The sequence below is a fragment of the Aminobacter sp. AP02 genome, from assembly GCF_003148805.1.
In the GTDB taxonomy this organism is placed as follows: domain Bacteria; phylum Pseudomonadota; class Alphaproteobacteria; order Rhizobiales; family Rhizobiaceae; genus Aminobacter.
Genome location: NZ_QGGX01000011.1, coordinates 68,831 through 92,818 on the forward strand (window position 1 = coordinate 68,831; position 23,988 = coordinate 92,818).

Consider the following 23,988-nt stretch of genomic DNA (forward strand, 5'->3'; position numbering starts at 1 on the left):
TTCCTGCTGGCGCCTTTGTTTGCGCTCATCGTTTCCATGATCGCCAGTGTCTGCGCGGTGTCGCAGGCGCTCGCCGTGGAACCGATCAAGATTTCCCGTGACGATGTCGCGCTCAACCTGTCGGGCGCCGTCGAAATCTACCGGAATCAGGGCGAGAACTTTCAGGTTTCGACAGCTCCGGGCCTCGACGGCATCGTTCGCCGCATCGAAGTCGAGGCCAACGACAAGCGCTCAACGGGCGACTGGGCGGTGTTCGCGCTTGCCAACACCACCGACCAGGTGATCGACCGGCTGATCGTTGCACCGCATTTTCGTCTGGTCGGCTCCGGCCTGATCTGGCCCGACCTCGGCTCCAGCCGCATCGCCGCCATCACGCCGAGCGAAGGTTTCGCGCTCGACCGCCAGGCAAGCCCCGACGCCGACGTATTCCTGGTCACGCTCAATCCTAATTCGGTCGTGACCTTCATTGCGGAACTGTCCTCGCCCAAGCTGCCGCAGGTCTATCTGTGGGAACCGGAAGCCTACAAGGATACGGTCAATTCCTACACGCTGTTCCGTGGCATCGTCATCGGCATTGCCGGCCTTCTGGCGCTGTTTCTGACCATTCTGTTCGTGGTCAAGGGGACCTCGATGTTCCCGGCCACCGCAGCTCTCGCATGGGCCGTGCTTGCCTATATCTGCGTCGATTTCGGCTTCCTCAACAAGGTCATCGAGGTCTCGCCCGGCAATGAGCAGATATGGCGAGCCGGCACGGAGGTGGCGCTCGCCGGCACATTTGTCGTCTTCCTGTTTGCATATCTCAACCTCAACCGATGGCACGGCCATTTCAGCTATGGTGCCTTCGTCTGGATCATCGGCCTGCTTCTGATCGCCGGCGTCGCGATCATCGATCCGGCGGTCGCCGCCGGTATCGCGCGCATCTCCTTCGCTGCGACCGCTGTTACCGGGCTTGGGCTGATCGTCTATCTCAGCATCCGCGGCTACGACCGCGCCATCATGCTGGTGCCGAGTTGGGCCATGGTGCTGATCTGGCTGACCGGCTCGTGGATGGCGATCACCGGGGTTCTGGACAACGACATCGTCCAGCCCGCGCTAGGCGGCGGCCTGATCCTCATCATCCTGCTGATCGGCTTCACGGTCATGCAGCACGCCTTCGCCGGCGGCGGCGCGCACCAGGGCCTGTTCAGCGACATGGAGCGGCAGGCGCTGGCGATCTCCGGTTCGGGCGACATCGTCTGGGACTGGGACGTTCTGCGCGACCGGGTCGTGACCAGACCCGACGTCTCGCTGCAGCTGGGACTAGCACCCAACAGCCTTGGCGGTGCGGCGCGCAACTGGCTGCCGGTGCTGCATTCCGACGACCGTGACACTTTCCGCACCACGCTCGACGTCGTGCTCGAACATCGCCGTGGCCGCGTGGCACAGAGTTTCAGGCTGCGCGGTGCCGACGGTCACTATCACTGGTTCTCGCTCAAGGCGCGCCCGGTGATCGGCTCGGACGGCGAAGTGATCCGCTGCGTCGGCACGATGGTCGACGTGACCGAGCAGAAAAAGTCGGAAGAACGCCTGCTGCACGACGCCGTGCACGACAACCTGACCGGCCTGCCCAACCGCGAATTGTTCATGAACCGGCTGGAGGCGATCATCTCGATCGCCCGCACCGAAGAAAAGGTCCGTCCGTCGGTCTTCGTCATCGATATCGACCGTTTCAAGCTGGTCAATGACGGCCTTGGCATCTCGGCCGGCGACACCATCCTATTGACCATAGCGCGCCGCTTGCACCGCCTGCTCAAGCCCAAGGACTCGCTGTCTCGCTTTGCCGGCGATCAGTTCGCGCTGATGCTCTTGTCCGAGCAGGACCCCTCGCGCATCGCCGTTGTGGCTGACGCCATCAAGCAGGCGATCAAGGCGCCGATCACCTTTGCCAAGCGCGAGATCGTGCTCACCGCATCTGTCGGCCTGATCACCTGGACCACGGCCCAGGGCTCTGCCGAAGACATGGTCAAGGACGCTGAGCTTGCCATGCACCAGGCCAAGCGTTTTGGCGGCGACCGCATCGAGCCGTTCCGTCCGGCCTTCCGTACTGTCGGCACGGATCGGCTGCAGCTTGAATCGGACCTCCGCCGCGCCATCGAGCGCAAGGAGTTCACGCTTGCCTACCAGCCGATCGTACGGCTCGAGGATGGCAGCGTCGCCGGCTTCGAGGCCCTGCTCAGATGGGATCACCCGCGCCGCGGCATGATCCCACCGGGCGACTTCATTCCGGTCGCGGAAAGCTGCGGCCTGATTGTCCAGCTTGGCCTGTTTGCCATGCAGCGCGCTGCCGAGGACCTTGCCGAATGGCAAAAGCAGATCAGCGACGCGCCGCTATCGGTGTCGGTCAACCTGTCGAGCCGCCAGCTCATCCGTCGTGACCTCGTCAGCGACGTTCGCTCGGTCATCGCCAGGGCCAATCTCAAGCCGCGCTGCTTCCGCCTCGAACTCACCGAGTCTCTGGTGATGGACAACCCCGAGCAGACCAACCATGTGCTGACCAAGCTCAAGCAGCTCGGCATCGGCCTGTCGCTCGACGATTTCGGCACCGGCTATTCGTCGCTCTCCTACCTGACCCGTTTCCCCTTCGACACGATCAAGATCGACAAGAGCTTTGTCGACGACACCTCGCCCAAGCGCGCGGTGCTGATCAAGTCGATGGTCAACATGGCTCATGAACTGGGAATGTCGGTGGTCGCCGAAGGCATCTCCGACGAGAGCGACGCTCTGGAGTTGCGCCAGATGGGCTGCGAATATGTGCAGAGCTTCATGTTCGGGGCCCCGATCCCCGGCGACCAGGCCCTGAAGATGCTGAAAGAGCAGTACCCGCTAGCTCAGGCGTGACCGGCAGCGCTGCTGAGCCGCGCAAGGTCGATACCGAGTGCGGCGAGGATGCGGTCATATTTGCGGTCGATGTCGGTGTCGAACAAAAGCTCCGACGTCGCCGGGCAGGTCAGCCAGCCATTTTCGGCGATCTCGCTTTCAAGCTGGCCGGCGCCCCAGCCGGAATAGCCAAGCGCCATCAGAGCATGGCGAGGCCCGCGCCCGGCGGAGATCGCGCGCAGAATGTCGACGGTGGCGGTCAGGCAGATCTCCTCGGAAACCGGCAAGGATGACTCGACCTTGTAGTCGTCGGTATGCAACACGAAGCCGCGGCTGCGATCGACCGGCCCGCCATTGCGGACGATGAAATCCCTGGCCTTTGTCGGCAGCCGGATGGCTTCCTGCTCATCCAGTATGCCCAGTTGGACCAGCAGATCGGGAAACAGCAGCGGCTGCACCTGGTTGATGATCAGGCCCATGGCGCCTTCGTCGCTGTGGGCGCAGATGTAGATGACGGCGCGCGAGAACCTGTCGTCCTTCATCCCCGGCATGGCGATGAGGAACTGATCGTCGAGAAAACCGCGCTGCGACGCGCCCTTTTTCTGGCGTATGAGGTCCATTGCAAGAAGGTAACGCGTTTCCCGGCTTCTTGAAAGATAGCGAAAGGGCTGCGGCGTTCATCTTTTCAAAGGCAACGTCACGCAAAAATGATGCGATGTGTTGGCGCTCCCTGTTGCGGACGCTGCGGGAGGCTATCAAATCACCGCCATGAAAATCGCGCTTGTTTCCACGATCTGTGCCGGCTCGGCCTTGCTTGCCGCAGCCCCCGCTCACGCTGCATCGTCGGCGTGGTTCGACGCCGACGGCGGGCGTTTCCGGCTAGTCACCACCGGTCAGCCCGACGCAACGGGCAAGCTCCAGGGCGTGCTCGACATCGAGCTCAAGCGCGGCTGGAAAACCTATTGGCGCGACCCCGGCAATTCCGGCGTGCCGCCGCAGATAGACATTAGCGCGAGCCGCAATGTCTCGGCGGCCGAGTTCTCCTATCCTGCCCCGCAGCGGCATGACGACGGCTACTCCAAATGGGCCGGCTACGATTATTCGGTGCGCCTTCCGGTGAGCTTCACCGTTCCCGCCCCTGGCGAGCCGACGACGATCGCCGCCGACGTCTTCCTCGGCGTCTGCGAGACGATCTGCGTGCCGGTGCAAGCGCGCCTTGAGCTCGATCCGACAGCAGATCCAGACAACGCCGACGACGCCACGCTGGTGAAGGCCGCGCTTGCGGCCCTGCCCGGGGCCGCGAAGCCCGATTTCGGGGTAACGGTGAAGTCCAGCGAGGGCGAGCACATTTCGCTCCTGGCGGCCTCCGCGGGCGCGCCAGAGGCCGTCGACATCTTTGTCGCTGGAACCGACGGCTATCAGTTCGGCACACCTGAGCGGCATGTGGAGGCGGGAAAGCCGGTCTTCACCATCAAGGTGCTGGAACGTCCGGCAACGAAGCCCTCCGGCGAGGGCATTCCTTACACGCTGACAGGAGCGGCAGGGGCCGTCCAAGGTTTCTTGCCCTACCCCTGAACATCGCGCGCTCAACTTCCTACATCTGGCGAGCTATTGGACCAGCCATTGGCTATGACCGGCATCTGCGCTAGTTGGGATGCGCGCTCATCCTGGAACTTTCAATCACCACGCATGCGAGGAAATTCATGACCATTTCGATTGGCGACAAGCTGCCTGAGGCCACGTTCAAGACGATGACGACCGATGGTGCCAAGAGCCTCACTACCGACGAGATCTTCGCTGGAAAGAAGGTCGTGCTGTTCGCCGTTCCCGGAGCTTTCACGCCGACCTGCAGCAACAACCACCTGCCCGGCTATGTCGAAAACCATGACGCCATCATCGCGCGCGGCGTCGACACCATCGCGGTCGTTTCGGTCAACGACGTCCACGTCATGGGCGCCTGGGCGCGCTTCAGCGGCGGCGAAGGTAAGGTCCTGTTCCTCGCCGACGGTAGCGGCGACTTCGCACGCGCGACCGGCCTCGACATCGACCTGTCGGCAGCCGGCATGGGCCTGCGTTCGAAGCGTTTCTCGATGGTTGTCGAAGACGGCAAGGTCACCCAGCTAAACGTCGAGGGCTCGCCTGGCCAGGCCATCGATTCCGGCGCCGCCAAGATCCTCGAGCAGATCTAAGCGTATCTTCGCGCGCCGTCAGCCCTTGGCGGCGCGCAGTCCGGAAGTCCCGCCACGTCCGGACTTGAAGGGCGCCATGCCCTCGCGCGCCAGTTCGTCGGCACGTTCGTTTTCGGCGTGGCCGGCATGGCCCTTGACCCAGTGCCACGTCACCTTGTGACGCTTGTTGGCTTCATCCAGCGCCTGCCACAGCTCGCCGTTCTTCACCGGCTTCTTGTCGGCCGTCTTCCAGCCATTCTTCTTCCAGCCGTGGATCCATTTCGAGATCCCGTCCATGACGTATTTGCTGTCGGTGTGAAGGTCGACGGTACAGGGCTCCTTCAGCGCATTCAGCGCGGAGATCGCCGCGAGCAGTTCCATGCGGTTATTTGTGGTCTCGGCCTCGCCGCCCGACAGTTCCTTGGTTTTACCGTTGTAGCGCAGGATCGCACCCCAGCCGCCAGGGCCCGGATTGCCCGAGCAGGCTCCGTCGGTGAAAATCTCGATATGTTTTGTCATTTCAGACCGTATTCCTGGGCGGACTTGATCGTCCGATGGAAGCGCATGCGCCGGATGTATTCCGACGGGTCGCGCTTCATGACCAGCCCGCCATCCGGCACCGTCAGCCAGTCGTAGAGCCGCGTCAGCATGAAGCGCAGTGCCGACCCCCGTGCCAATATGGGCAATGCCGCCTTCTCCTCCTCGCTGAGCGGGCGCACACTCTGGTAGCCGTCCAGCAGTGCCGTGCCCTTGGTCAGGTTGAAGGAGAAATCCTTCTCGAAGCACCACGCATTGAGGCAGGTGGCCAGATCGTAGGCGTAAAGGTCGTTGCAGGCGAAATAGAAATCGATCAGGCCGGACAGCCTGTCGCCGAGAAAAAAGACGTTGTCGGGAAACAGGTCGGCGTGGATGACACCCGATGGCAGATCCTTCGGCCAGTACCTTTCGAACTCGGCGAAGTCGGCATCGACTTCCCGGGCAAGCCCCGGCTCGACTTCGTCGGCGCGCGGGTGCGCTGCGTCCCAAAGCTTGCGCCAGCCGTCAATGGCGAGTGAATTCGGCCTGGTCATCGCGAAATCCTGGCCGGCTATATGCAGTTCGGCCAATGCCTTTCCGACCTCGCGGCAATGCACGGCCTTGGGCCGACGCAACCACATGCCTTCGAGGAAGGTGATGATCACCGCCGGACGGCCGGCCAACTCGCGTATGACATTGCCGTCCTTGCCGTCGACCGGCAGCGGACAGGAAATGCCCTTGTGGGCAAGGTGCTGCATCAGGCCGAGGAAGAACGGCAGGTCGGACCTTTCGACCCGCTTTTCGTACAGCGTCAGAATGTACGACCCGGCCGTCGTATGCAGCAGGAAATTGGTGTTTTCAGTGCCTTCGGCGATGCCCTTGTAAGACAGCAGCTCGCCGACCGGATAATTGCGCAGGAACGCTTCGAGTTCGCTCTCGCCGACGTCGGTGTAGACAGCCATCACGCGATTCCGTTGACGAAGGCCATGTCGGCTGGCGTCAGCTCGACGTCGCGCAATACCCGCATCACCGGAAAGTCCTCCGTCTCGGTCGCCGTGATGGCGAGTTCCACGTTCACTTCGAAGCGTTCGCGGAAAGCGTTGATGATCTCGTCGACGATGATTTCGGGTGCCGAAGCACCCGCCGACAGTCCCAACGTAGCGATGCCGCCAATGTCGTTCCACGGAATCTCCGACGCGCGCTGGACCAGCAGCGACATCTTGGCCCCTGCCCGTTCGGCGACTTCGACGAGGCGGCGCGAATTGGAGGAATTGGGCGCGCCAACAACGAGATAGAGATCGGCGCCCGGCGCCGTCTCCTTCACCGCGTCCTGGCGGTTGGTGGTGGCGTAGCAGATCGATTCGGCAGCCGGCGCCTGCATCGCGGGGAACTTCGCCTGCAGCGCCTTCAGGATGCCGGCGGTATCTTCCACCGACAGCGTGGTCTGGGTGACGAACCCCAGCGCCTCCGGATCGGCCGGCGTAAAATTCTTCACGTCCGCCTCGGTCTCGATCAGCGTCACCGCGCCGTCGTCGAGCTGCCCCATGGTGCCGATCACCTCAGGGTGGCCGGCGTGGCCGATCAACAGCACATGGCGGCCCTTGCGCTGATGGCGCATCGCCTGCTTGTGCACCTTGGAGACGAGCGGGCAGGTTGCGTCGAGATAAAACAGATTGCGCGCCACGGCATCCGCAGGCACCGACTTCGGCACGCCATGGGCGGAAAACACCACCGGAGCGTCCTGGTGTTCGACCGGGATTTCGCTCAGTTCCTCGATGAACACCGCGCCGAGATTTTGCAGGCCTTCCACGACATAGCGGTTGTGCACGATCTCATGGCGGACATAGACCGGCGCGCCGTATTTCTTGAGAGCCAGGACGACGATCTGGATCGCGCGGTCGACACCTGCGCAGAAGCCGCGCGGCTGGCAAAGCCTGATTGTCAGGGGCGGTTTTGTAGGTGTCTGGGGCATTTAATCCGGTTCTTCATTCAGTGCCGAAATGAGCTGCGCGCACCCTTGCTGTCAAGGGAGGCTCATCCTCATTTGCCGTCGGGCCGGCGCAGAAGCCAAAAGCCCATGACGCCCAAAAGTGCGGCCGCCAGCCCATACCATGTGACCGCATATTGCAGGTGGTTGTTGGGCATATCGACCATGGTGACGCCGCCGACTGGCAGGCCACCCGGATTGGGCGTCTTGTCGGCATCGACGAAGAACGGCACCACGACCGCATCCGACGGCAAACCGGCGGTCGAAGCCATCGCGTCACGGTCCTTCCAATAGAAGATGTTTTTGGCCGGATCGTTGTCAGGAACCAGCGAGCCGGGCTTGCCGTCAAGCGGATTGCGCGCAAGGCCGACAATGTCGACGGTGCCCGTCACCTGGCCCACCGGTCGCTTTGCGGCATTCTTGAAATCGTAGGGAACGAAACCGCGGTTCACGAGGACGAAGCGGCCGTCCTCCAGCTTGAGCGGCGTGTAGACGTAAAAGCCCGACTGGCCTTCCCAGGTGGCGAAGAAGTGCCGCTCGCCCTCATGCACGAAGGTTCCGCTTACCGTCACCGGCCAGTAATCAACATCGCCGGAGCCCCTGAACTTCACTTCCATCTCAGACAATGGCAACGGCTGGGATTGCGTGCGCTGCGCGATCTGGGCGATCAATTCCTCTTTCCAGAAGAGGCGCTGGACCTGCCAGCTGCCAAGTGCGATCAGCAGCGCGAACGCAATCGTGCCGAGCACCAGCATGAGCATGAGCCCGGAGCGTCGCACCGGGACGGACATCGTTTTTTGATCGCTCATTCGCCCTTGTCCAAACGCCCTTCGGCAGCCTTGTTGCGGTACTGCAGCGTGATCAGCACGCCCTTGATCAGACGAAGCGATCCAAGGCCAAGCACCAAGGTCAGTGGTATCCATAACAGCAGGTGCAACCACAGCGGCGGCGCCAGCGTCACTTCCATCCACAATGCCAGACCGACGACGACGAAGCCGATGATCAGGATGACGAACACGGCCGGCCCATCGCCAGCGTCGGCGAAGGAATAGTCGAGCCGGCAAACACCGCATTCCTTGCCGACCGTCAGAAAACTCGAGAACAGCTTGCCCTCGCCGCAGCGCGGGCAGCGCCCCTTGAGCCCGGCCGAGATCGGTTCGACGGGAGGCCAGATAGCCTGATCTTCGCTCATGGATTTATCTCAATGGGAGTGCCGTCTTCGACCATGTGCCAGATTTCCGCCATTTCCTCGTCGGTAACGGCGATACAGCCATTCGTCCAGTCGAACATCTGCACCAGCCAGGACCACCATCCATATCCATTGGGCTGGCCGTGGATCATAATCATTCCACCGGGATCGACACCTGCTCTCTTTGCCGCAGCCTGGTCATCGGCATTGGGGTAGGAGATGTGGATCGACTTGCTGAACGCGCTGCCGGGATTACGCCAGTCGAGAACGTAGCGACCTTCCGGCGTGCGCTCATCGCCCTGCTGACGCTTGTGACCGATCGGGTTGGCCCCGAGTGCGACAGCATAGCTGCGAACCACCCTGTCGCCCGACACCAATTCCAGCCGACGCTCGGCCTTGGCCACACGCACGAGGTCGACAACGTCGGCACGCGCAGACAAGGTTGTGGCGACGAGAGCAATCAAAGCCAAGGCGAAGCGGCTGGCCATCATGGGATGTGGTTGCCGCAAGAAAACGTCCAAAAAGAGAAGGCGGCCGCGTTGCCGCGACCGCCTTGCATCAAAATCCGGACCTGTCAGTGGCCGGCAGCGATGGTGCCGCCTGCCGAACCCCAGACGTAGATCGCGGTGAACAGGAACAGCCAGACGACGTCGACGAAGTGCCAGTACCAGGCAGCCGCCTCGAAGCCGAAATGCTGCTTCGGCGTGAAGCCACCGCCCATGGCGCGGAACAGGCAAACCAGCAGGAAGATCGTGCCGACGATGACGTGGAAGCCATGGAAGCCGGTCGACATGAAGAAGGTCGCGCCGTAGATCGAGTCGCGGAAAGCAAACGGAGCGTGGATGTACTCGTAGGCCTGAACGAAGGAGAACAGGATACCGAGGCCGACCGTCAGCGCGAGACCATTGACCAGACCCTTGCGGTCATTGTGCAGCAGCGCGTGGTGCGCCCAGGTCACCGCCGTGCCCGAGAGCAGCAGGATGATGGTGTTGTAGAGCGGAAGGTGGAAAGGATCGAGAACCTCGATGCCCTTCGGAGGCCAGACGCCGCCTGTGAACTCGGCGCGCGTGACCTGGTGAACCTCGCCGGGGAACAGTGCCGCGTCGAAGAACGCCCAGAACCAGGCAACAAAGAACATCACCTCGGAGGCGATGAACATGATCATGCCATAGCGCAGGTGCAGCGACACGACACGCGTGTGATGCCCCTCGTTGCCTTCCTTGATCGTGTCCGACCACCAGCCGAACATGGTGTAGAGCACGATCAACGTGCCGATCAGGAAGATCCAGTAGTTGGCGTTGGCAACGTTGTAGCCGAAGATCGGGAAGACGCTGCCCTTCAGGTGCTGCATCCAGGCGACGGCGCCGAACGCCATGACGAGCGCGCCCACCGAGCCGAGGAACGGCCATGGGCTAGGATCGATGATGTGATAGTCGTGTTGTGGTTTCGCGTGCGCGTCTGCCATATCAGCCCCCGGCTTTTCCGTCGGAATTAACATTTTTCGTTTCGCCGTCAACCTTTGGCGCGGCTGCAACGGGCTTTTCCCCCTCTATCGGGAAAAAAGTATAAGACAATGTAATCGTCTTGATGTCCTTGAGTTCGGGCACGTTGACGATTTCCGGATCGACATAGAAGACCACCGGCATGTCGAGCGTTTCGCCTGGCTTCAGCGTCGTGTCGGTGAAGCAGAAGCACTCGACCTTGTTGAAGTAGGCCCCCGCCATCTCTGGCGTGACGTTGAACGTCGCGCGGCCCTGGGTCGGCGCGTCAAAGACGTTCTTGGCGGTGTAGTGCGCCTGGGTCGTTTCACCGATCTTGATCTGGATGTCACGTGCCACTGGCTGGAAGTCCCAGGGCAAGCCACCAGACGTATTAGCGTCGAAACGCACGGTGATCGTGCGGTCGAGGATCTTGTCCGAATACTGCTCGACGCGCTGCGTCGTGCCGCCATAGCCCGTAACCTGGCAGAACATGGCGTAGAGCGGAACCGCCGCATAGGCCATGCCAACCATACCGCCGACGAATGCGATGCACATGCCCGCAACCTTGCGGTTGGAGTTCTGCTTCTTGGCGTCGATGGCTTGCGTCTCGTTCGTCATGCCATTGCTCATAGCGACCGATCCAGGATAGCCGGACCGAATTTCGCAATCGTGGCGAGGTAGAAGATGATGACGAGCGCGGCCAGCGCCAGGCCGATGGCGATGTTGCGGCTGCGGCGCGCCTTCTTCTGCTTGTCAGTGAGCGTAACGAGACCGTTGTCCGACATATCATGCACCTCCAAGCGCAAAGACACGCTCGATGACACTGTCCGCCAGATATGCGGCGAAGATCACGAACAGGTAAAGCAGCGAATAACCAAACAGCGCCTTGGCGGGTTTCATCACGCGGTCGCTATCGGGCATGCGAAGCACCTTCCAGGCGTACCAGACAAAGCCCGCGCCGAGTGCCAGCGAAACCACGCCGTAGCCGATGGTGGTGTAGCCAAGCAGCCAAGGCGCGACGCCAACGGGTGCCAGCAACAGCGAGTAGGCGAAGATCTGGCGGCGCGTCGACGCCTCGCCAGCGACGTTCGGCATCATCGGGATGCCGGCGCGCTCATAGTCCTGAGACTTGAACAGCGCGAGCGCCCAGAAATGCGGCGGCGTCCACAGGAATGTGATGAGGAAGAGTACGAAGCTCTCGAAGCTGACGGAGCCGCTCACGGCAGCCCAGCCGATCATCGGCGGCAGCGCACCGGCCGCGCCACCGATGACGATGTTCTGCGGCGTCCAGCGCTTGAGCCACATCGTGTAGACAACGGCGTAAAAGAAAATCGTGAAGGCGAGCAGTGCCGCCGACAGCCAGTTGATGAGGACGCCCAGCGTCATCACCGAAAGCACCGACAGCACCAGGCCGAAGGTCAGCGCTTCACCGGGACGAACGCGGCCGGACGGCACCGGCCGGTTGACCGTGCGCGCCATGACGGCGTCGATATCGGCGTCGTACCACATGTTGAGGGCGCCCGAGGCGCCTGCTCCGATCGCGATCGCAAGGATCGCGACGACGGCGAGGAACGGGTTGATGGTCTCGGGCGCGGCAACCATGCCGACAAAGGCCGTGAAGACGACCAGCGACATGACACGCGGCTTCAGCAGGGCGAAAAAGTCGCCCGCCGTAGCTTCCGACATGCGGATGCTCTGGTCTTCAAACCGGTTGTGGACAAGGGCCATGCGTACTTACGTCCAGTCGTTCCGTTTGGCCGAAACCGCCGGTCATGCCGGCGGCTTCGTAGTTCAGTCAGTGCTTTACTTGATCTTCGGCAGCTGTTCCCACTGGTGGAAAGGCGGCGGCGAAGGCAGCTGCCATTCGAGAGTGGTCGCACCCTCGCCCCAGGGGCTGGCACCAGCGACGCGCTTCTTGGAGAAGGCTTCGAAGACGCCGAACAGGAAGATCAGCACGCCGACGGCGGAGATGTAAGAGCCGTAGGACGACACCATGTTCCAGCCGGCGAATGCATCGGGATAGTCGATGTAGCGGCGCGGCATGCCGGCGAGGCCGAGGAAGTGCTGCGGGAAGAAGATCAGGTTCACGCCGACGAACGTCACCCAGAAGTGGGTGTTGGCGATCGCCGCCGAGTACATGTAGCCTGTCATCTTCGGGAACCAGTAGTACCAGGCCGCGAAGATCGCGAACACGGCACCGAGCGACAGCACGTAGTGGAAGTGCGCCACGACATAGTAGGTGTCGTGGAGCGAACGGTCGAGACCGGCATTGGCCAGCTGCACGCCGGTGACGCCACCGACGGTGAACAGGAAGATGAAGCCGATCGCCCAAAGCATCGGCGTCTTCATGGTGATCGAGCCGCCCCACATCGTGGCGATCCACGAGAAGATCTTCACGCCGGTCGGCACCGCGATGACCATCGTGGCGAAGACGAAGTAGCGCTGCGTGTCGAGCGACAGGCCGGTGGTGTACATGTGGTGAGCCCACACGACGAAGCCGACGGCACCGATTGCGACCATGGCGTAGGCCATGCCGAGGTAACCGAAGATCGGCTTGCGCGAGAAGGTCGACACGATGTGGCTGACGATGCCGAAGCCCGGCAGGATCAGGATGTACACTTCCGGGTGACCGAAGAACCAGAACAGGTGCTGGAACAGGATCGGGTCGCCGCCGCCCTCAGGAGCGAAGAACGTCGTGCCGAAGTTGCGGTCGGTCAGAAGCATGGTGATGCCACCTGCCAGAACCGGCAGCGAAAGCAGCAGCAGGAAGGCGGTGATCAGCACCGACCAGGCAAACAGCGGCATCTTGTGCAGCGTCATGCCCGGAGCGCGCATGTTGAAGATGGTGGTGATGAAGTTGATCGCACCGAGGATCGAAGAGGCGCCCGCGATGTGCAGCGACAGGATCGCGAGATCCATCGCCGGTCCGGGCTGGCCCGAAGTCGACAGCGGCGGGTAGATCGTCCAGCCGCCACCCACGCCATGCGCACCGGGCGCGCTCGGCATGAATGCCGAGATGACGAGCAGGATGAAAGCCGGCGGAAGCAGCCAGAACGAGATGTTGTTCATGCGCGGGAACGCCATGTCAGGCGCGCCGATCATGATCGGAACCATCCAGTTGGCGAAACCGCCGATCAGCGCAGGCATGACCATGAAGAAGATCATGACCAGGCCGTGCGCCGTGGTGAACGCGTTGAACATGCTCTTGCCGGCGTCGATCGCGGCATCGCCTTCAACGCCGTAGACCATCGAGGCCAGGCCGTGGAAAATCTGGATACCTGGCTCAGCCAGTTCCCAGCGCATCATGACGGACAAGAAGCCGCCGACGCAGCCTGCCATGATCGCGAAGATCAGGTAGAGCGTTCCGATATCTTTGTGGTTGGTCGAGTACACCCACCGAACCCAGCCCTTCGGCGTATGGTCGTGATGGTCGTGAGCTGCAGCGCCTGCCATGTTCCGCTCCGTTCCCTGATCCCTATTCTACCGCGGCTCAGTTGCCGGCGGCCGCAACCTTGGCCGCACCATCCGTCTCGGCCATCAGCGCCTTGTTGGCACCTGGCAGGTCGGACTTCGCGGCGGCAAGCCACGTGTTGTACTGCGCGTCGGAGACGACGCGAATTGCGATCGGCATGTAGGCGTGATCCTTGCCGCAAAGCTCGGAGCACTGGCCGTAGTAGAGGCCTTCCTTGTCAGCCTTGAACCAGATCTCGTTGATACGGCCCGGCACCGCATCCGTCTTCACGCCGAAAGCCGGCATGGCGAAGGCGTGGATGACATCGCTGGCGGTGACCAGGACGCGAACCATTGTGCTGACGGGAACGACGACCTCGTTGTCCACGGCAAGAAGGCGCGGATATGCCGCCTTGTCTTCCTTGCCTGCCGCGGTGCGATCGGCCTCGGCGAGCATCGACGAGTTGAAGGAGAGCGGCTCGGCGTTCTGGTACTCATAGTCCCAGTTCCACTGGTTGGCGGTCGCCTTGATCGTCAGCTTGGCCTCTTCCGGCGGCGAGTACTGCGCCGTCAGGAGCTGGAAGGACGGGATCGCCAAGAACAGCAGAATCACAACCGGGCCGACGGTCCAGATGACCTCGATCAGCGTGTTGTGGCTGGTGCGCGAAGGCACCGGGTTGGCGCTCGCCCGGAACCGCCAGATGCAATATGCCAGCAGCACAAGCACGAAAAGCGTGATCGGGACGATGAACCACAGCGTGTAGCGCTCGAACCAGGTGATCTGTTCCATGATACCGGTCGCGGCCGGCTGGAAAGTGGTTTGCCAAGGCGTCGGCTGTGCCGCATAGGCCGCGACGCTGGCAAGGGAAGCAGTCGCCGCGACGGCGCTAGCAAAGATCTTTCTCATCGCCCTCTGTATCTCCCATTTCCGTGCGGGCGTAGCCGCAAGGACATCCTGCCGCTCCGGGACGGGAATCCCAGAGACGTTCGGAGGTTCAAACCATACTCTCTTTCCAACCGCAAGGAAGCAGAGGCGTAACTCATGCGGCATTTTTGCGCGCAGGCCCATGGGCTGGCGCTGAGGCGCGTTTGGGGTTAGTTGAAGAGCGCGCGGGCGGAACCAGGCATTCGCCGGCTTTGTGCTGTCATGGTCTGGAAAGGCGTCGCAATTCGGGCCAAATTGGTCTCGAATGTCTGGAAAACCTGGGATTGCGGGATGGCGAAGACGCTGTCTTGTTATTTACTTGCTGCCTGCACGGCCTAACTGGCCGTGATTCGCAATGGAGCCGTCATGAAGTCTGGGCTTTTGAAAACCGTGGCTAAAATGTTGGTTGCCGCGGCCTGCGTGGTTCCCATGCAAGCCGGCGCTCAGCAGAGCGGCACGGTCAAGTCCACCCATGGCGCATGGTCCATCATCTGCGACACGCCAGCAGGCGCGACCAACGAACAGTGCGTGATGATGCAGAATGTCATCGCCGAAGACCGCCCGGAGATGGGCCTGTCGGTGGTCATCCTGCGCACCGCCGACAACAAGGCCGAGATCCTGCGTGTGCTCGCCCCCCTGGGTGTGCTCTTGCCAAACGGGCTTGGGCTCAATGTCGACCAGAAGGACATCGGCCGTGCTTACTTCGTGCGCTGCTTCCAGGACGGCTGCTATGCCGAGGTGATCCTCGACAAGACGCTGCTCGACACGTTCAAGACCGGCAAGTCGGCTACCTTCATCGTGTTCCAGACGCCTGAGGAAGGCATCGGCATTCCGGTCGACCTCAACGGATTTGGCGAAGGTTTCGCCGCCCTGCCCTGAGGCCACCTGCCTTTGACGTTGAAGCTACTCGCCCCTGAAGATTACGAGGCTTTCAAGCGCATTCGCCTGGAAGCCTTGCGTATGACGCCCGAAGCCTTTCCCAGCAGCGAAAAGGATTGGGCGGCACTCCCTGACGAGGAATGGCGGCGACGCCTCACCAACAATGCGGTCGTCGTCTCTTTTCGGGGAGAAGAGCCTGTCGGCATCATGGGGCTCATGCCGCAGCAGGCCGCCAAGATGGCGCATCGCGCCACCATCGTCATGGTGTATCTGCGCGCAAATGAACGGGGCGGCGGGCGTGCCGTCGCCATGCTTGACCTGTTGCTCGAACATGCCCGCACACTAGGTGTACGACAGGTCGAGCTAGCGGTGAGCGCCGAAAATCCGGCAGCCAAACGATTTTACCTTCGCGAAGGTTTTCAAGAGATCGGCCGCATACCTGGCGGCTTGATTCACGAAGGTCGAGAAATCGACGAGATCATGATGGCGCGCCGCTTGGTTGCCTAACGGTGCCCGCGCGCCTACATCCGGTAAAATCGTTTTTCGAAGGGCAAGCGCCATGACCAGCCTTCTCAGCCAGTTCGACATATCAGAAGAGCGCGTGCGCAAGATCGTTGCCGAGACGATCGAAGGCGCCGACGACGGTGAGCTCTTCCTCGAATATCGCGAGGGCGAGGCGCTGATGTTCGACAATGGCCGGCTGAAGACGGCCAGTTTCAATACCGACCAGGGTTTTGGCCTTCGCTCGGTTGCCGGCGAGGCGACCGGCTATGCGCATTCCAGCGACTTGTCCGAGGCCGCATTGCTGCGCGCATCCGATGCGGTCTCCGCCGTCAAGGGCGGTTATTCCGGCACGCTCGCCGCCGCTCCTGCGCGTACCAACCGCCACCTTTATGGTGAGGAAAACCCCATTCCCTCGCCTTCGTTCGAAGCCAAGGCCAAGCTTTTGCAGGAAATCGACGCCTGGCTTCGCGACAAGGACCCGCGTGTCCGCCAGGTCACGGCATCGCTTGCCTCGTCGTGGCAGCATGTCGAGATCCTGCGCGGCGACGGCCAGGTCGTGCGCGACATCCGCCCATTGGTGCGCATGAGCATTGCGGTGGTCGTCGGCGACGGCGACCGCCAGGAAAGCGGTTCGTACGGTGCGGGTGGGCGCAAGGGTTTCGACGAATTCCTGACCGAGGAAAACTGGAAGGATGCTGCTGGCGAAGCGCTTCGCCAGGCCCTGGTCAATCTGGAGGCAATTCCCGCCCCTGCAGGCACCTTCGACATCGTGCTGTCGAGCGGCTGGCCGGGTGTGATGCTGCATGAGGCCGTCGGTCACGGCCTCGAAGGCGACTTCAACCGCAAGAAGACCTCGGCCTTTGCCGGCCTGATGGGCCAGCAGGTCGCGGCCAAGGGTGTCACAGTCGTTGACGACGGCACCATCGCCGAACGCCGCGGCTCGATCACCGTCGATGATGAAGGCACGCCGAGCGGCCGCAACGTTCTGATCGAGGACGGCAAGCTTGTCGGCTACATGCAGGACCGCCAGAACGCGCGCCTGATGGGCATGAAGGCCACCGGAAACGGCCGTCGCGAATCCTACGCGCATCAGCCGATGCCGCGCATGACCAACACCTACATGACCTCGGGCGACATGACGCCCGAAGAGATCATCGCCTCGGTCAAGAACGGCATCTATGCGGTGTCCTTCGGTGGCGGCCAGGTCGACATCACCTCGGGCAAGTTCGTGTTCGGCTGCACCGAGGCCTACATGATCGAGGACGGCAAGGTGACCCAGCCGATCAAGGGCGCGATGCTGATCGGCAACGGCCCCGACGCCATGCATCGCGTGACCATGGTCGGCAACGACATGAAGCTCGACACCGGCATTGGCATGTGCGGCAAGGCCGGCCAGGGCGTGCCCGTCGGCGTCGGCCAGCCGCATCTGCGCATGAACCAGATGACTGTCGGTGGCACCAGGGTCTAGCCCCGGACGCAGTTGCAGAATTTAAGCTCATGCACCGCCCAACTTCGATCGTCGTGCTTACCGGCGCAGGCATCTCGGCCGAATCGGGCGTCGACACCTTTCGCGACAAGGACGGCATCTGGTCGAAGGTCGACTATCGGGACGTGGCGACGCCGGAGGGCTTTGCCCGCAACCCCGAACGGGTTCACGAATTCTACAACCAGCGTCGGAGCGGCCTTGCCTCGGTCATGCCGAATGCCGCGCATCTGGCACTGGCGAGGCTCGAACGCACGTTCCGTGGCAAGTTCCTGCTCGTCACCCAGAATATCGACGACTTGCACGAGCGGGCGGGGTCGCAGCAACCCGTCCATATGCATGGCGAACTGACCAAGGCCCTGTGCGCCAGTTGCGGCTCCAGGCATCCGTGGCACGGCGCGATGTCGCGCGCCTCGCGCTGCCCGTCATGCAATGAAATCGGCCAGTTGCGGCCGGATGTCGTCTGGTTCGGCGAAATGCCCTACCTGATGGATGAAATCGACGAGGCGCTGGCGAATTGCGACCTCTTCGTCTCCATCGGCACCAGCGGCAACGTCTATCCCGCTGCGGGCTTCGTCGAGCAGGCGCGCTATGCCGGCGCCCACACGATCGAGCTCAATCTTGAACCGTCGGAAGGCCACGTTCTCTTCGAGCAGGCCATCCACGGCCGCGCCACGGAAATCGTCCCCGAATTCGTCGAGCACATATTGGCTGGACGCTAGAGGCCGACCTCCGGTCTGGGTGCCCCTTCATCGCCGCTTCTTTGGCTTCTCCAACAGCGCGACCGCCTCGACATGGTGCGACCAGAGGAACTGGTCGATCGGGGTTACGCTCTTCAGCTTGTAGCCGCCGTCAATGAGGATGCGCAGGTCACGCGCAAGCGTCGCCGGATTGCACGACACAGCCGCCACCATCGGCACGTCCGAGCGGGCGATCTGCTTGCACTGGTCCTCGGCACCCGCGCGCGGCGGGTCGAAGACGATGCCGTCGAAGACGTTCAGTTCCTTGAACGTCAGCGGGCGCCGGTCTAGGTCACGGCGCTCGACGGTGACGCGCTTCAAGCCGCTGGCGAAGCGGAAGCCGCGATCAAGTGCTGCCAGTGCCGGCGCGTCGCCCTCTACCGCGTGAACCTCGGAATTGGCCGCGAGCCTGAGCGCGAAGGTGCCGCAACCCGAGAAAAGATCGGCGACCTTCTTGGCCTTGCGCATGTGACCGGTCACGAGCGACGCCATGGTGTTTTCCGCCTCGGCTACAGCCTGGACGAACGCGCCTGGTGGCGGCGTGACTGTCGCTGAGCCGAAGGTCAGCATCGGCTTGACCGGCTCGACGATGATCTCACCGTCGATGGAAAGCCTGGCAATCTTGGACTTGATGACGAAGTCGGTCGCCGCGCGGCGGATCGCTTCGGTCGGCTTGCCGCAATCGGCCGCCGCCACGTCGAAACCGGACTCGGTGGCCGTGACCAGGAACCTGAAAGGCTTGGATGTGTTGGCGATGATGCCGGCAAGGTGCCTGAGGGTCGCGCTCGCCTCGACGATCGCAGGCAAGAGCACCGGGCATTCCTCGATGTCGACGAGAGTGTGCGAGAACGCCTTGTTATAGCCGAGATGCAGTCCGGTTTCGGTATTGCGCGCGGTGAAGGCTGCGCGGCGGCGACTGTGCGGCGGGCAGAAGACGAGATCTTCGACCGGCGTTTCGATGCCCCTCGCCGTCAGTGCGTGGGCCACCAGGCCGCGCTTCCAGTCGCGATACGCACTGTCCTCCAGATGCTGGATCGCGCAACCGCCGCATTCGGTGAAGTGGCGGCAGGCTGGCTCGATACGCTGCGGCGATGGCTCGATCACCGCGACCAGTTGGGCGCGGTCCTTCTCGCGCGCGGCGGTTACCGTCTCGCCGGGCAGCGCGAAGGGGATGAAGACATGCCCGCCATTGGCATCGACGACGCCGTCGCCATGCGCGCCCAGCCGCGCAATCTCGAAACGCACCGTCATCACATTTTCACTCCACCGAGCAGATATTCGCGGTTGCCGTCGCCACCATCGAGCGGCGATGGACAAATGCCGAGCGCACGCCAGCCCGGAACGGCAGCGAGCCAAAGGCGCAATTCTTCAGCCACGCGCGGACCGTCTTCAGCATTCTTGAGCAGGCCGCCCTTGCCGATCGCCTCGCGTCCGGCTTCGAACTGCGGCTTGACCAGGAATAGACCCCTGGCGCCTGGAGCGGCCAGATCGAGCGCATTGGGCAAGGCCAGGCGTAGCGAGATGAAACTGACGTCCGACACCAGGAAATCGGGCGTGCGGCCGCCAAGATCATCTGACGTCAGGTTGCGGGCGTTCAGTCCCTCCAGGCACGTGACGCGCGGATCGGCTCTGAGCTTGTCGTCCATCTGGCCGTGGCCAACGTCGATTGCCACCACATGGGCGGCGCCGCGTTCCAGCAGCACCTGGGTGAAGCCGCCGGTCGACGCGCCAATGTCCAGCGCTTGCCTGCCAACAGGATCGAAACCGAAATGATCGAGGCCGGCGATCAGCTTGAGCGCCGCGCGCGAGACATAGGCTTGCGCCGGGTCGTCGACCTCAATGGCAACGTCAGCCGCAACGGTTTGCCCGGGCTTCTTTGCGGGCTGGCCGTCGACGCTCACCGCACCGCGCGCCACCGCGTCGCGAGCGCGCGAGCGGCTCGCAAAGAAACCGCGGCTGACGAGCAATTCGTCGAGCCGCAGGCTGGCGGTGGCTGGCCTTGAGATTTCCATGGCTTTCAATGGCGAATGCGCGCCTGCAAGGCAAGCGCTCACTCGAAAGCTCAGGCGCGGACGGCCTGGGCCGACTTGCCGAGCGCGGCGAAGACGGCGCGCACGATGCCGCCCGCATCGAGGCCGGCGTCGACATACATCTTGTCTGGATTGGCGTGGTCGACGAAGCTGTCGGGCAACGTCAGCGGACGCACCTTCAGGCCATTGTCGAGCAGGCCGTTGCGGGCAAGGAAATCGAGCACCTGGCTGGAGAAACCTCCGACCGAGCCCTCTTCGACGGTGACCAGTACCTCGTGCGAACGCGCCAGGCGACGGATCAGATCCTCGTCCAGCGGCTTGGCAAAGCGCGCATCGGTGACAGTCGTCGACAGGCCGGCAGCACCGAGTTCCTCGGCAGCGAGGAGGCAATCCTTGAGCCGTGTGCCAAATGACAGCAGCGCGACCTTGGTGCCTTCCTTGACCACCCTGCCCTTGCCGATCTCCAGCACCGAGCCGCGCTCCGGCATGTCGACACCGACGCCGTTGCCCCTGGGATAGCGGAACGATATCGGACCTTCGTCATACTCGGCGGCCGTGCGCACCATGTGACGCAGTTCAGCCTCATCGGCTGCAGCCATGACGACGAAGTCCGGCAGCGAGGCGAGGTAGGTCGTATCGAAGGCGCCGCAATGGGTGGGACCGTCCGCGCCGACAAAGCCTGCGCGATCGATCGGGAAACGAACCGGCAGCTTCTGGATGGCGACATCGTGCACGACCTGGTCGTAGGCGCGCTGCAGGAAGGTCGAATAGATCGCAACGAAGGGCTTGTAGCCTTCCGTGGCAAGCCCGGCGGCGAAGGTCACCGCATGCTGTTCGGCGATGCCGACATCGAAGGTACGCGACGGAAACGCCTCGCCAAACAGATCAAGACCGGTGCCCGAGGGCATGGCTGCGGTAACGGCGACGATCTTGTCGTCGGCGCGCGCTTCCTGGAGCAGGCTTTCGGCGAACACCTTGGTGTAAGCAGGTGCATTGGCAGGCGCCTTGGCCTGGGCACCGGTGATGACGTCGAACTTGTTGACGCCATGGTACTTGTCGGAGGCGGCTTCGGCAGGCGCGTAGCCCTTGCCCTTCTGGGTCACGACATGGATCAGCACGGGACCGGTGCCGTTGTCGCGGACGTTCTTCAGCACCGGAACCAGATGCTCGAGATTGTGGCCGTCGATCGGGCCGATGTGGAAGAAGCCCATCTCCTCGAACAGCGTGCCGCCAGTGACGAAGCCGCGCGCATGCTCGACCGCACGGGTAATCGCACGGTCAACGCGGCGGCCGAGATACGACGTCAGCTTCTTGCCGAGTTCGCGCACGCCCGCATAGGTGCGGCCCGAAGCGAGACGCGCCAGATACGCGCTCATCGCGCCTGCCGGCGGTGCGATCGACATGTCGTTGTCGTTGAGGATGACGATCAGGCGCGCATCGAGCGCACCGGCATTGTTCATCGCCTCATAGGCCATGCCGGCCGACATCGCGCCGTCGCCGATGATGGAAATGACGTTGTTGCGGCCACCGGAGAGGTCGCGCGCCACGGCCATGCCAAGACCGGCGGAAATCGAAGTCGACGAGTGCGCCGCGCCAAAAGGATCGTACTCGCTTTCGGAACGCTTGGTGAAACCGGAGAGACCGTGCTCCTGGCGCAGCGTACGGATGCGGTCGCGCCGGCCGGTCAGGATCTTGTGCGGATAGGCCTGATGGCCAACGTCCCAGATGATGCGGTCATCGGGCGTATCGAAGACATAGTGCAACGCCACCGTCAGCTCGACCACGCCGAGACCGGCGCCCAGATGCCCGCCCGTCTGCGACACCACGTCGATCAGCTCGGCCCGCAACTCGGCGGCCAGCTGCGGAAGCTGGCCCTCGTCGAGCGCGCGCAGGTCGGACGGCAGGCGGACCTTGTCCAGAAGGGGCGTTTCAGGTTTTGCGTTCATCACTCAGCACTAACATCGGTTAACCTTTGGCAGATACGTCCACAGGCTGTGAAAGTAAATGCGTGGAGGTGACGCGCCTCAGCTTTCGGGCAGCGGAATGAATTCTTCCTCGTCGCCAGGAACGATATCGAAGCGCCCGGTCTTCCATTCGTTCTTGGCCTGCTCGATGCGTTCTTTCGACGATGAGACGAAATTCCACCAGATGTAGCGCTTGGAACCCAAAGACGCGCCGCCGAACAGCATGAAATGCGCGCCGGTTTCAGAACCCACCACGATCTCGTCGCCGGGCCGGAACACCAAAAGCCGTTCGGGGGGAAAACGGTCGCCCAAAATGTCGAGGTCGCCGTTCAACGTGTAGATGGCGCGTTCCTCGGCATCGGCGGGGATTTTTATCCTTGCGCCGGGCGCGAGCGAAATATCAGCATAGAGCGTGTCGGACGCCGCACGCACCGGCGAACGCAGGCCCTTGAAGTCGCCGATGATGAGGCGCCCGGTGGCGCCGTCGGCGGCGAATGTCGGCAAGTCGGCATAGCCGGTGTTTTCAAACAACGGCGCCACTTCCTCCTTGCCGTCGGGCAGCGCCAGCCATGTCTGAAGGCCGGATACCGACATCGGCGCGCCGCGCAGTTCCTCGGGCGTGCGCTCGGAATGCACGATGCCCCTGCCGGCCGTCATCAGGTTCACGTCGCCCGGTGCGATGACCATTTCGGTGCCGAGCGAATCGCGGTGCCTGATCTTGCCGTCGAACAGGTAGGTGACGGTGGCAAGCCCGATATGCGGGTGCGGACGCACGTCGAGCGCATGGCCGGCGCGCAGGATCGCGGGCCCCATGCGGTCGAAGAAGATGAACGGCCCGACCAGCCGGCGCTTGGCCGTCGGCAAGGCGCGACGTACTTCGAAGCCGTCGATGTCCTTGGCGTTGGGGATGACCATCAGTTCCAGGGCGTCGCAGGAAAAAGCGTCGCCGGGGCTCGGGTCGGGTGCGGGAAAGAAGCTCATGGCCACATCCTAGTTCATGACCCCGAAAATCGGAATCGATTTTCGGAAAGGATCACGCACAGGTTTAAAGTGCTACAGCGTCCGTTGCGCGTCCTGGGACGCGCGGCGCGGTGCGAGGGGAACGTTGCTGTCACCCAAGTTAGCACAACACTCAGGCAAATCTCAGCGCCGAACGTGCCTTCGCCTTGGCGGCTTCTTCCTCGCGATTGCGCGGATGTTGGTGCGTTTCCATCGAATGCAGCAGGTCGTGCGCTGCTTCGGCGATCCTGTCGACCGCGCGATTGAACGCGTCTTCGTTTTTCTTCGAGGGTTTTGTCGAACCGCTCAGCTTGCGGACAAACTGAAGCGCGGCGTCACGAATCTCGTCATGCGTTGCCGGCGGCTCGAAATTGAACAAGGTCTTGATGTTACGGCACATCGCCTGCTCCCGGGCTTTCCACCATTTGGGCACCTGTTAACTGGGCGCAATGTGCCGCAAGGTCAAGCTGGAAGGCACAGTGCTCATTCCAGCTTTGCGGGAGCTTGCCCGCTCGGTGAGATGCGCGTACCCGACTGCTGGGGAGCAGCCGGAAAGCACAACTCACTCGGCGTCGAGTGGTTCGGTGCCAACCGGATTGCCGTCACGGGTCAGGCGGATCTTTTCGACCTTGTCTTCAGCTGCCTTCAACAGGCGGTCGCAATGGGCCTTAAGTGCCTCGCCGCGCTCATAGATCTTGATCGACTGGTCGAGCGGCACGTCACCGCGCTCGAGATCGTCGACGATCTTCTCCAGTGCGGCCAGCGCCTGCTCGAAGCTCATCGCCTTGATTTCGTCATTGGGCTCAGCGGCCATGGT

26 protein-coding genes are annotated in these 23,988 nt (G+C 62.6%); 7 read left to right on the top strand and 19 right to left on the bottom strand.

The features are described 5' to 3' along the window. Positions 1 to 36: 36 nt before the first annotated feature. A complete protein-coding gene (locus C8K44_RS15600) occupies positions 37 to 2,877 on the top strand; it encodes an EAL domain-containing protein (protein ID WP_109576828.1) in 2,841 nt (946 codons plus the stop codon). On the opposite strand, the gene C8K44_RS15605 is transcribed toward C8K44_RS15600, so the two are convergent. Next, complete coding sequence (locus C8K44_RS15605; protein ID WP_109576722.1) at positions 2,868 to 3,476, bottom strand: YqgE/AlgH family protein; 609 nt, start codon at positions 3,474 to 3,476, stop codon at positions 2,868 to 2,870. The two genes, C8K44_RS15600 and C8K44_RS15605, sit on opposite strands and share 10 nt — an antisense overlap. A 148-nt stretch (positions 3,477 to 3,624) precedes the next feature. On the opposite strand from C8K44_RS15605, the gene C8K44_RS15610 reads away from it, so the two are divergent. Then, complete coding sequence (locus C8K44_RS15610; RefSeq protein WP_109576829.1) at positions 3,625 to 4,431, top strand: protein-disulfide reductase DsbD domain-containing protein; 807 nt, start codon at positions 3,625 to 3,627, stop codon at positions 4,429 to 4,431. Positions 4,432 to 4,559: 128 nt separating this feature from the next. Next, positions 4,560 to 5,045 (top strand): peroxiredoxin, encoded by a 486-nt coding sequence (locus C8K44_RS15615; protein WP_109576723.1) that lies wholly within the window; start codon positions 4,560 to 4,562, stop codon positions 5,043 to 5,045. 18 nt (positions 5,046 to 5,063) lie between these two features. Here C8K44_RS15615 and rnhA read toward each other — a convergent pair whose 3' ends face one another. From rnhA to coxB, 12 genes are all read right to left on the bottom strand, one after another. Next, entirely contained in the window at positions 5,064 to 5,543 is a 480-nt protein-coding gene (gene rnhA, locus C8K44_RS15620) for a ribonuclease HI (RefSeq protein ID WP_109576724.1), read from the bottom strand. Beyond that, positions 5,540 to 6,502, bottom strand: a complete 963-nt coding sequence (locus C8K44_RS15625; RefSeq protein ID WP_109576725.1) for a homoserine kinase — start codon at positions 6,500 to 6,502, stop codon at positions 5,540 to 5,542. The genes rnhA and C8K44_RS15625 overlap by 4 nt, the downstream gene beginning before the upstream one ends. Beyond that, positions 6,502 to 7,512, bottom strand: coding sequence for a 4-hydroxy-3-methylbut-2-enyl diphosphate reductase (ispH, locus tag C8K44_RS15630; protein ID WP_109576726.1), 1,011 nt, complete (start codon positions 7,510 to 7,512; stop codon positions 6,502 to 6,504). Before ispH ends, C8K44_RS15625 begins: the two co-directional genes overlap by 1 nt. A 68-nt stretch (positions 7,513 to 7,580) precedes the next feature. After that, complete coding sequence (locus C8K44_RS15635; protein WP_281062999.1) at positions 7,581 to 8,318, bottom strand: SURF1 family protein; 738 nt, start codon at positions 8,316 to 8,318, stop codon at positions 7,581 to 7,583. A 14-nt stretch (positions 8,319 to 8,332) separates the two neighbouring features. After that, positions 8,333 to 8,719 carry a DUF983 domain-containing protein gene (locus C8K44_RS15640; protein ID WP_109576728.1) on the bottom strand — a complete coding sequence of 129 codons (387 nt, stop codon included), beginning with the start codon at positions 8,717 to 8,719 and terminating at the stop codon, positions 8,333 to 8,335. Then, entirely contained in the window at positions 8,716 to 9,204 is a 489-nt protein-coding gene (locus C8K44_RS15645; protein ID WP_245417507.1) for a L,D-transpeptidase family protein, read from the bottom strand. Before C8K44_RS15645 ends, C8K44_RS15640 begins: the two co-directional genes overlap by 4 nt. An 86-nt stretch (positions 9,205 to 9,290) precedes the next feature. After that, positions 9,291 to 10,181: a cytochrome c oxidase subunit 3 gene (locus C8K44_RS15650; RefSeq protein ID WP_109576730.1), complete on the bottom strand. Its 891-nt coding sequence runs from the start codon at positions 10,179 to 10,181 to the stop codon at positions 9,291 to 9,293. Position 10,182: 1 nt separating this feature from the next. Then, a complete protein-coding gene (locus C8K44_RS15655; protein ID WP_245417499.1) occupies positions 10,183 to 10,815 on the bottom strand; it encodes a cytochrome c oxidase assembly protein in 633 nt (210 codons plus the stop codon). A gap of 8 nt (positions 10,816 to 10,823) precedes the next feature. After that, entirely contained in the window at positions 10,824 to 10,982 is a 159-nt protein-coding gene (locus tag C8K44_RS27715; RefSeq protein ID WP_199227109.1) for a hypothetical protein, read from the bottom strand. A 1-nt stretch (position 10,983) separates the two neighbouring features. Beyond that, positions 10,984 to 11,925 (bottom strand): heme o synthase, encoded by a 942-nt coding sequence (locus C8K44_RS15660; RefSeq protein ID WP_109576732.1) that lies wholly within the window; start codon positions 11,923 to 11,925, stop codon positions 10,984 to 10,986. Between the two features lie 75 nt (positions 11,926 to 12,000). Then, positions 12,001 to 13,650 (bottom strand): cytochrome c oxidase subunit I, encoded by a 1,650-nt coding sequence (gene ctaD / locus C8K44_RS15665; RefSeq protein ID WP_109576733.1) that lies wholly within the window; start codon positions 13,648 to 13,650, stop codon positions 12,001 to 12,003. Positions 13,651 to 13,687: 37 nt separating this feature from the next. After that, complete coding sequence (coxB, locus tag C8K44_RS15670; protein WP_109576734.1) at positions 13,688 to 14,554, bottom strand: cytochrome c oxidase subunit II; 867 nt, start codon at positions 14,552 to 14,554, stop codon at positions 13,688 to 13,690. Between the two features lie 417 nt (positions 14,555 to 14,971). Here coxB and C8K44_RS15675 point away from each other — a divergent pair, with 417 nt between their 5' ends. From C8K44_RS15675 to C8K44_RS15690, 4 genes are read left to right on the top strand one after another with little or no spacing between them, the layout of a single operon-like run. Beyond that, a complete protein-coding gene (locus C8K44_RS15675) occupies positions 14,972 to 15,451 on the top strand; it encodes an invasion associated locus B family protein (RefSeq protein ID WP_245417508.1) in 480 nt (159 codons plus the stop codon). A gap of 6 nt (positions 15,452 to 15,457) precedes the next feature. After that, positions 15,458 to 15,958: a GNAT family protein gene (locus tag C8K44_RS15680; RefSeq protein ID WP_109576736.1), complete on the top strand. Its 501-nt coding sequence runs from the start codon at positions 15,458 to 15,460 to the stop codon at positions 15,956 to 15,958. 52 nt (positions 15,959 to 16,010) lie between these two features. Continuing rightward, positions 16,011 to 17,423 carry a metalloprotease TldD gene (gene tldD, locus C8K44_RS15685; protein WP_109576737.1) on the top strand — a complete coding sequence of 471 codons (1,413 nt, stop codon included), beginning with the start codon at positions 16,011 to 16,013 and terminating at the stop codon, positions 17,421 to 17,423. Between the two features lie 29 nt (positions 17,424 to 17,452). Further along, positions 17,453 to 18,160, top strand: coding sequence for an NAD-dependent deacylase (locus tag C8K44_RS15690; protein ID WP_109576738.1), 708 nt, complete (start codon positions 17,453 to 17,455; stop codon positions 18,158 to 18,160). Positions 18,161 to 18,187: 27 nt separating this feature from the next. Here the strand turns inward: C8K44_RS15690 and C8K44_RS15695 are convergent, their stop codons facing one another. From C8K44_RS15695 to C8K44_RS15720, 6 genes are all read right to left on the bottom strand, one after another. Beyond that, positions 18,188 to 19,429 carry a class I SAM-dependent RNA methyltransferase gene (locus C8K44_RS15695; RefSeq protein WP_109576739.1) on the bottom strand — a complete coding sequence of 414 codons (1,242 nt, stop codon included), beginning with the start codon at positions 19,427 to 19,429 and terminating at the stop codon, positions 18,188 to 18,190. Continuing rightward, positions 19,429 to 20,190, bottom strand: a complete 762-nt coding sequence (locus tag C8K44_RS15700) for a TlyA family RNA methyltransferase (RefSeq protein ID WP_109576740.1) — start codon at positions 20,188 to 20,190, stop codon at positions 19,429 to 19,431. Before C8K44_RS15700 ends, C8K44_RS15695 begins: the two co-directional genes overlap by 1 nt. Positions 20,191 to 20,240: 50 nt before the next feature. Continuing rightward, the gene (gene dxs, locus C8K44_RS15705; protein WP_109576741.1) at positions 20,241 to 22,154 is read right to left on the bottom strand and encodes a 1-deoxy-D-xylulose-5-phosphate synthase; all 1,914 of its coding nucleotides are present in this window, start codon (positions 22,152 to 22,154) and stop codon (positions 20,241 to 20,243) included. Positions 22,155 to 22,232: 78 nt separating this feature from the next. Continuing rightward, the gene (locus C8K44_RS15710; protein ID WP_109576742.1) at positions 22,233 to 23,153 is read right to left on the bottom strand and encodes a pirin family protein; all 921 of its coding nucleotides are present in this window, start codon (positions 23,151 to 23,153) and stop codon (positions 22,233 to 22,235) included. A 151-nt stretch (positions 23,154 to 23,304) separates the two neighbouring features. Beyond that, entirely contained in the window at positions 23,305 to 23,571 is a 267-nt protein-coding gene (locus tag C8K44_RS15715) for a DUF2277 domain-containing protein (protein WP_109576743.1), read from the bottom strand. Between the two features lie 162 nt (positions 23,572 to 23,733). Then, a complete protein-coding gene (locus tag C8K44_RS15720) occupies positions 23,734 to 23,985 on the bottom strand; it encodes an exodeoxyribonuclease VII small subunit (RefSeq protein WP_109576744.1) in 252 nt (83 codons plus the stop codon). Positions 23,986 to 23,988: the final 3 nt, after the last annotated feature.

Bases quoted from the DNA above. Each gene is read 5' to 3' on its own strand.
- C8K44_RS15720 (WP_109576744.1), bottom strand. From the start codon at position 23,985: ATGGCCGCTGAGCCCAATGACGAAATCAAGGCGATGAGCTTCGAGCAG.
- C8K44_RS15655 (WP_245417499.1), bottom strand. From the start codon at position 10,815: ATGACGAACGAGACGCAAGCCATCGACGCCAAGAAGCAGAACTCCAAC.
- C8K44_RS15615 (WP_109576723.1), top strand. From the start codon at position 4,560: ATGACCATTTCGATTGGCGACAAGCTGCCTGAGGCCACGTTCAAGACG.
- rnhA (WP_109576724.1), bottom strand. From the start codon at position 5,543: ATGACAAAACATATCGAGATTTTCACCGACGGAGCCTGCTCGGGCAAT.
- C8K44_RS15695 (WP_109576739.1), bottom strand. From the start codon at position 19,429: ATGACGGTGCGTTTCGAGATTGCGCGGCTGGGCGCGCATGGCGACGGC.
- C8K44_RS15710 (WP_109576742.1), bottom strand. From the start codon at position 23,153: ATGAGCTTCTTTCCCGCACCCGACCCGAGCCCCGGCGACGCTTTTTCC.
- C8K44_RS15625 (WP_109576725.1), bottom strand. From the start codon at position 6,502: ATGGCTGTCTACACCGACGTCGGCGAGAGCGAACTCGAAGCGTTCCTG.
- C8K44_RS27715 (WP_199227109.1), bottom strand. From the start codon at position 10,982: ATGTCGGACAACGGTCTCGTTACGCTCACTGACAAGCAGAAGAAGGCG.
- coxB (WP_109576734.1), bottom strand. From the start codon at position 14,554: ATGAGAAAGATCTTTGCTAGCGCCGTCGCGGCGACTGCTTCCCTTGCC.
- ctaD (WP_109576733.1), bottom strand. From the start codon at position 13,650: ATGGCAGGCGCTGCAGCTCACGACCATCACGACCATACGCCGAAGGGC.
- tldD (WP_109576737.1), top strand. From the start codon at position 16,011: ATGACCAGCCTTCTCAGCCAGTTCGACATATCAGAAGAGCGCGTGCGC.
- C8K44_RS15645 (WP_245417507.1), bottom strand. From the start codon at position 9,204: ATGGCCAGCCGCTTCGCCTTGGCTTTGATTGCTCTCGTCGCCACAACC.
- C8K44_RS15700 (WP_109576740.1), bottom strand. From the start codon at position 20,190: ATGGAAATCTCAAGGCCAGCCACCGCCAGCCTGCGGCTCGACGAATTG.
- C8K44_RS15640 (WP_109576728.1), bottom strand. From the start codon at position 8,719: ATGAGCGAAGATCAGGCTATCTGGCCTCCCGTCGAACCGATCTCGGCC.
- ispH (WP_109576726.1), bottom strand. From the start codon at position 7,512: ATGCCCCAGACACCTACAAAACCGCCCCTGACAATCAGGCTTTGCCAG.
- C8K44_RS15610 (WP_109576829.1), top strand. From the start codon at position 3,625: ATGAAAATCGCGCTTGTTTCCACGATCTGTGCCGGCTCGGCCTTGCTT.
- dxs (WP_109576741.1), bottom strand. From the start codon at position 22,154: ATGAACGCAAAACCTGAAACGCCCCTTCTGGACAAGGTCCGCCTGCCG.
- C8K44_RS15690 (WP_109576738.1), top strand. From the start codon at position 17,453: ATGCACCGCCCAACTTCGATCGTCGTGCTTACCGGCGCAGGCATCTCG.
- C8K44_RS15675 (WP_245417508.1), top strand. From the start codon at position 14,972: ATGTTGGTTGCCGCGGCCTGCGTGGTTCCCATGCAAGCCGGCGCTCAG.
- C8K44_RS15660 (WP_109576732.1), bottom strand. From the start codon at position 11,925: ATGGCCCTTGTCCACAACCGGTTTGAAGACCAGAGCATCCGCATGTCG.
- C8K44_RS15650 (WP_109576730.1), bottom strand. From the start codon at position 10,181: ATGGCAGACGCGCACGCGAAACCACAACACGACTATCACATCATCGAT.
- C8K44_RS15635 (WP_281062999.1), bottom strand. From the start codon at position 8,318: ATGTCCGTCCCGGTGCGACGCTCCGGGCTCATGCTCATGCTGGTGCTC.
- C8K44_RS15600 (WP_109576828.1), top strand. From the start codon at position 37: ATGATCGCCAGTGTCTGCGCGGTGTCGCAGGCGCTCGCCGTGGAACCG.
- C8K44_RS15715 (WP_109576743.1), bottom strand. From the start codon at position 23,571: ATGTGCCGTAACATCAAGACCTTGTTCAATTTCGAGCCGCCGGCAACG.
- C8K44_RS15605 (WP_109576722.1), bottom strand. From the start codon at position 3,476: ATGGACCTCATACGCCAGAAAAAGGGCGCGTCGCAGCGCGGTTTTCTC.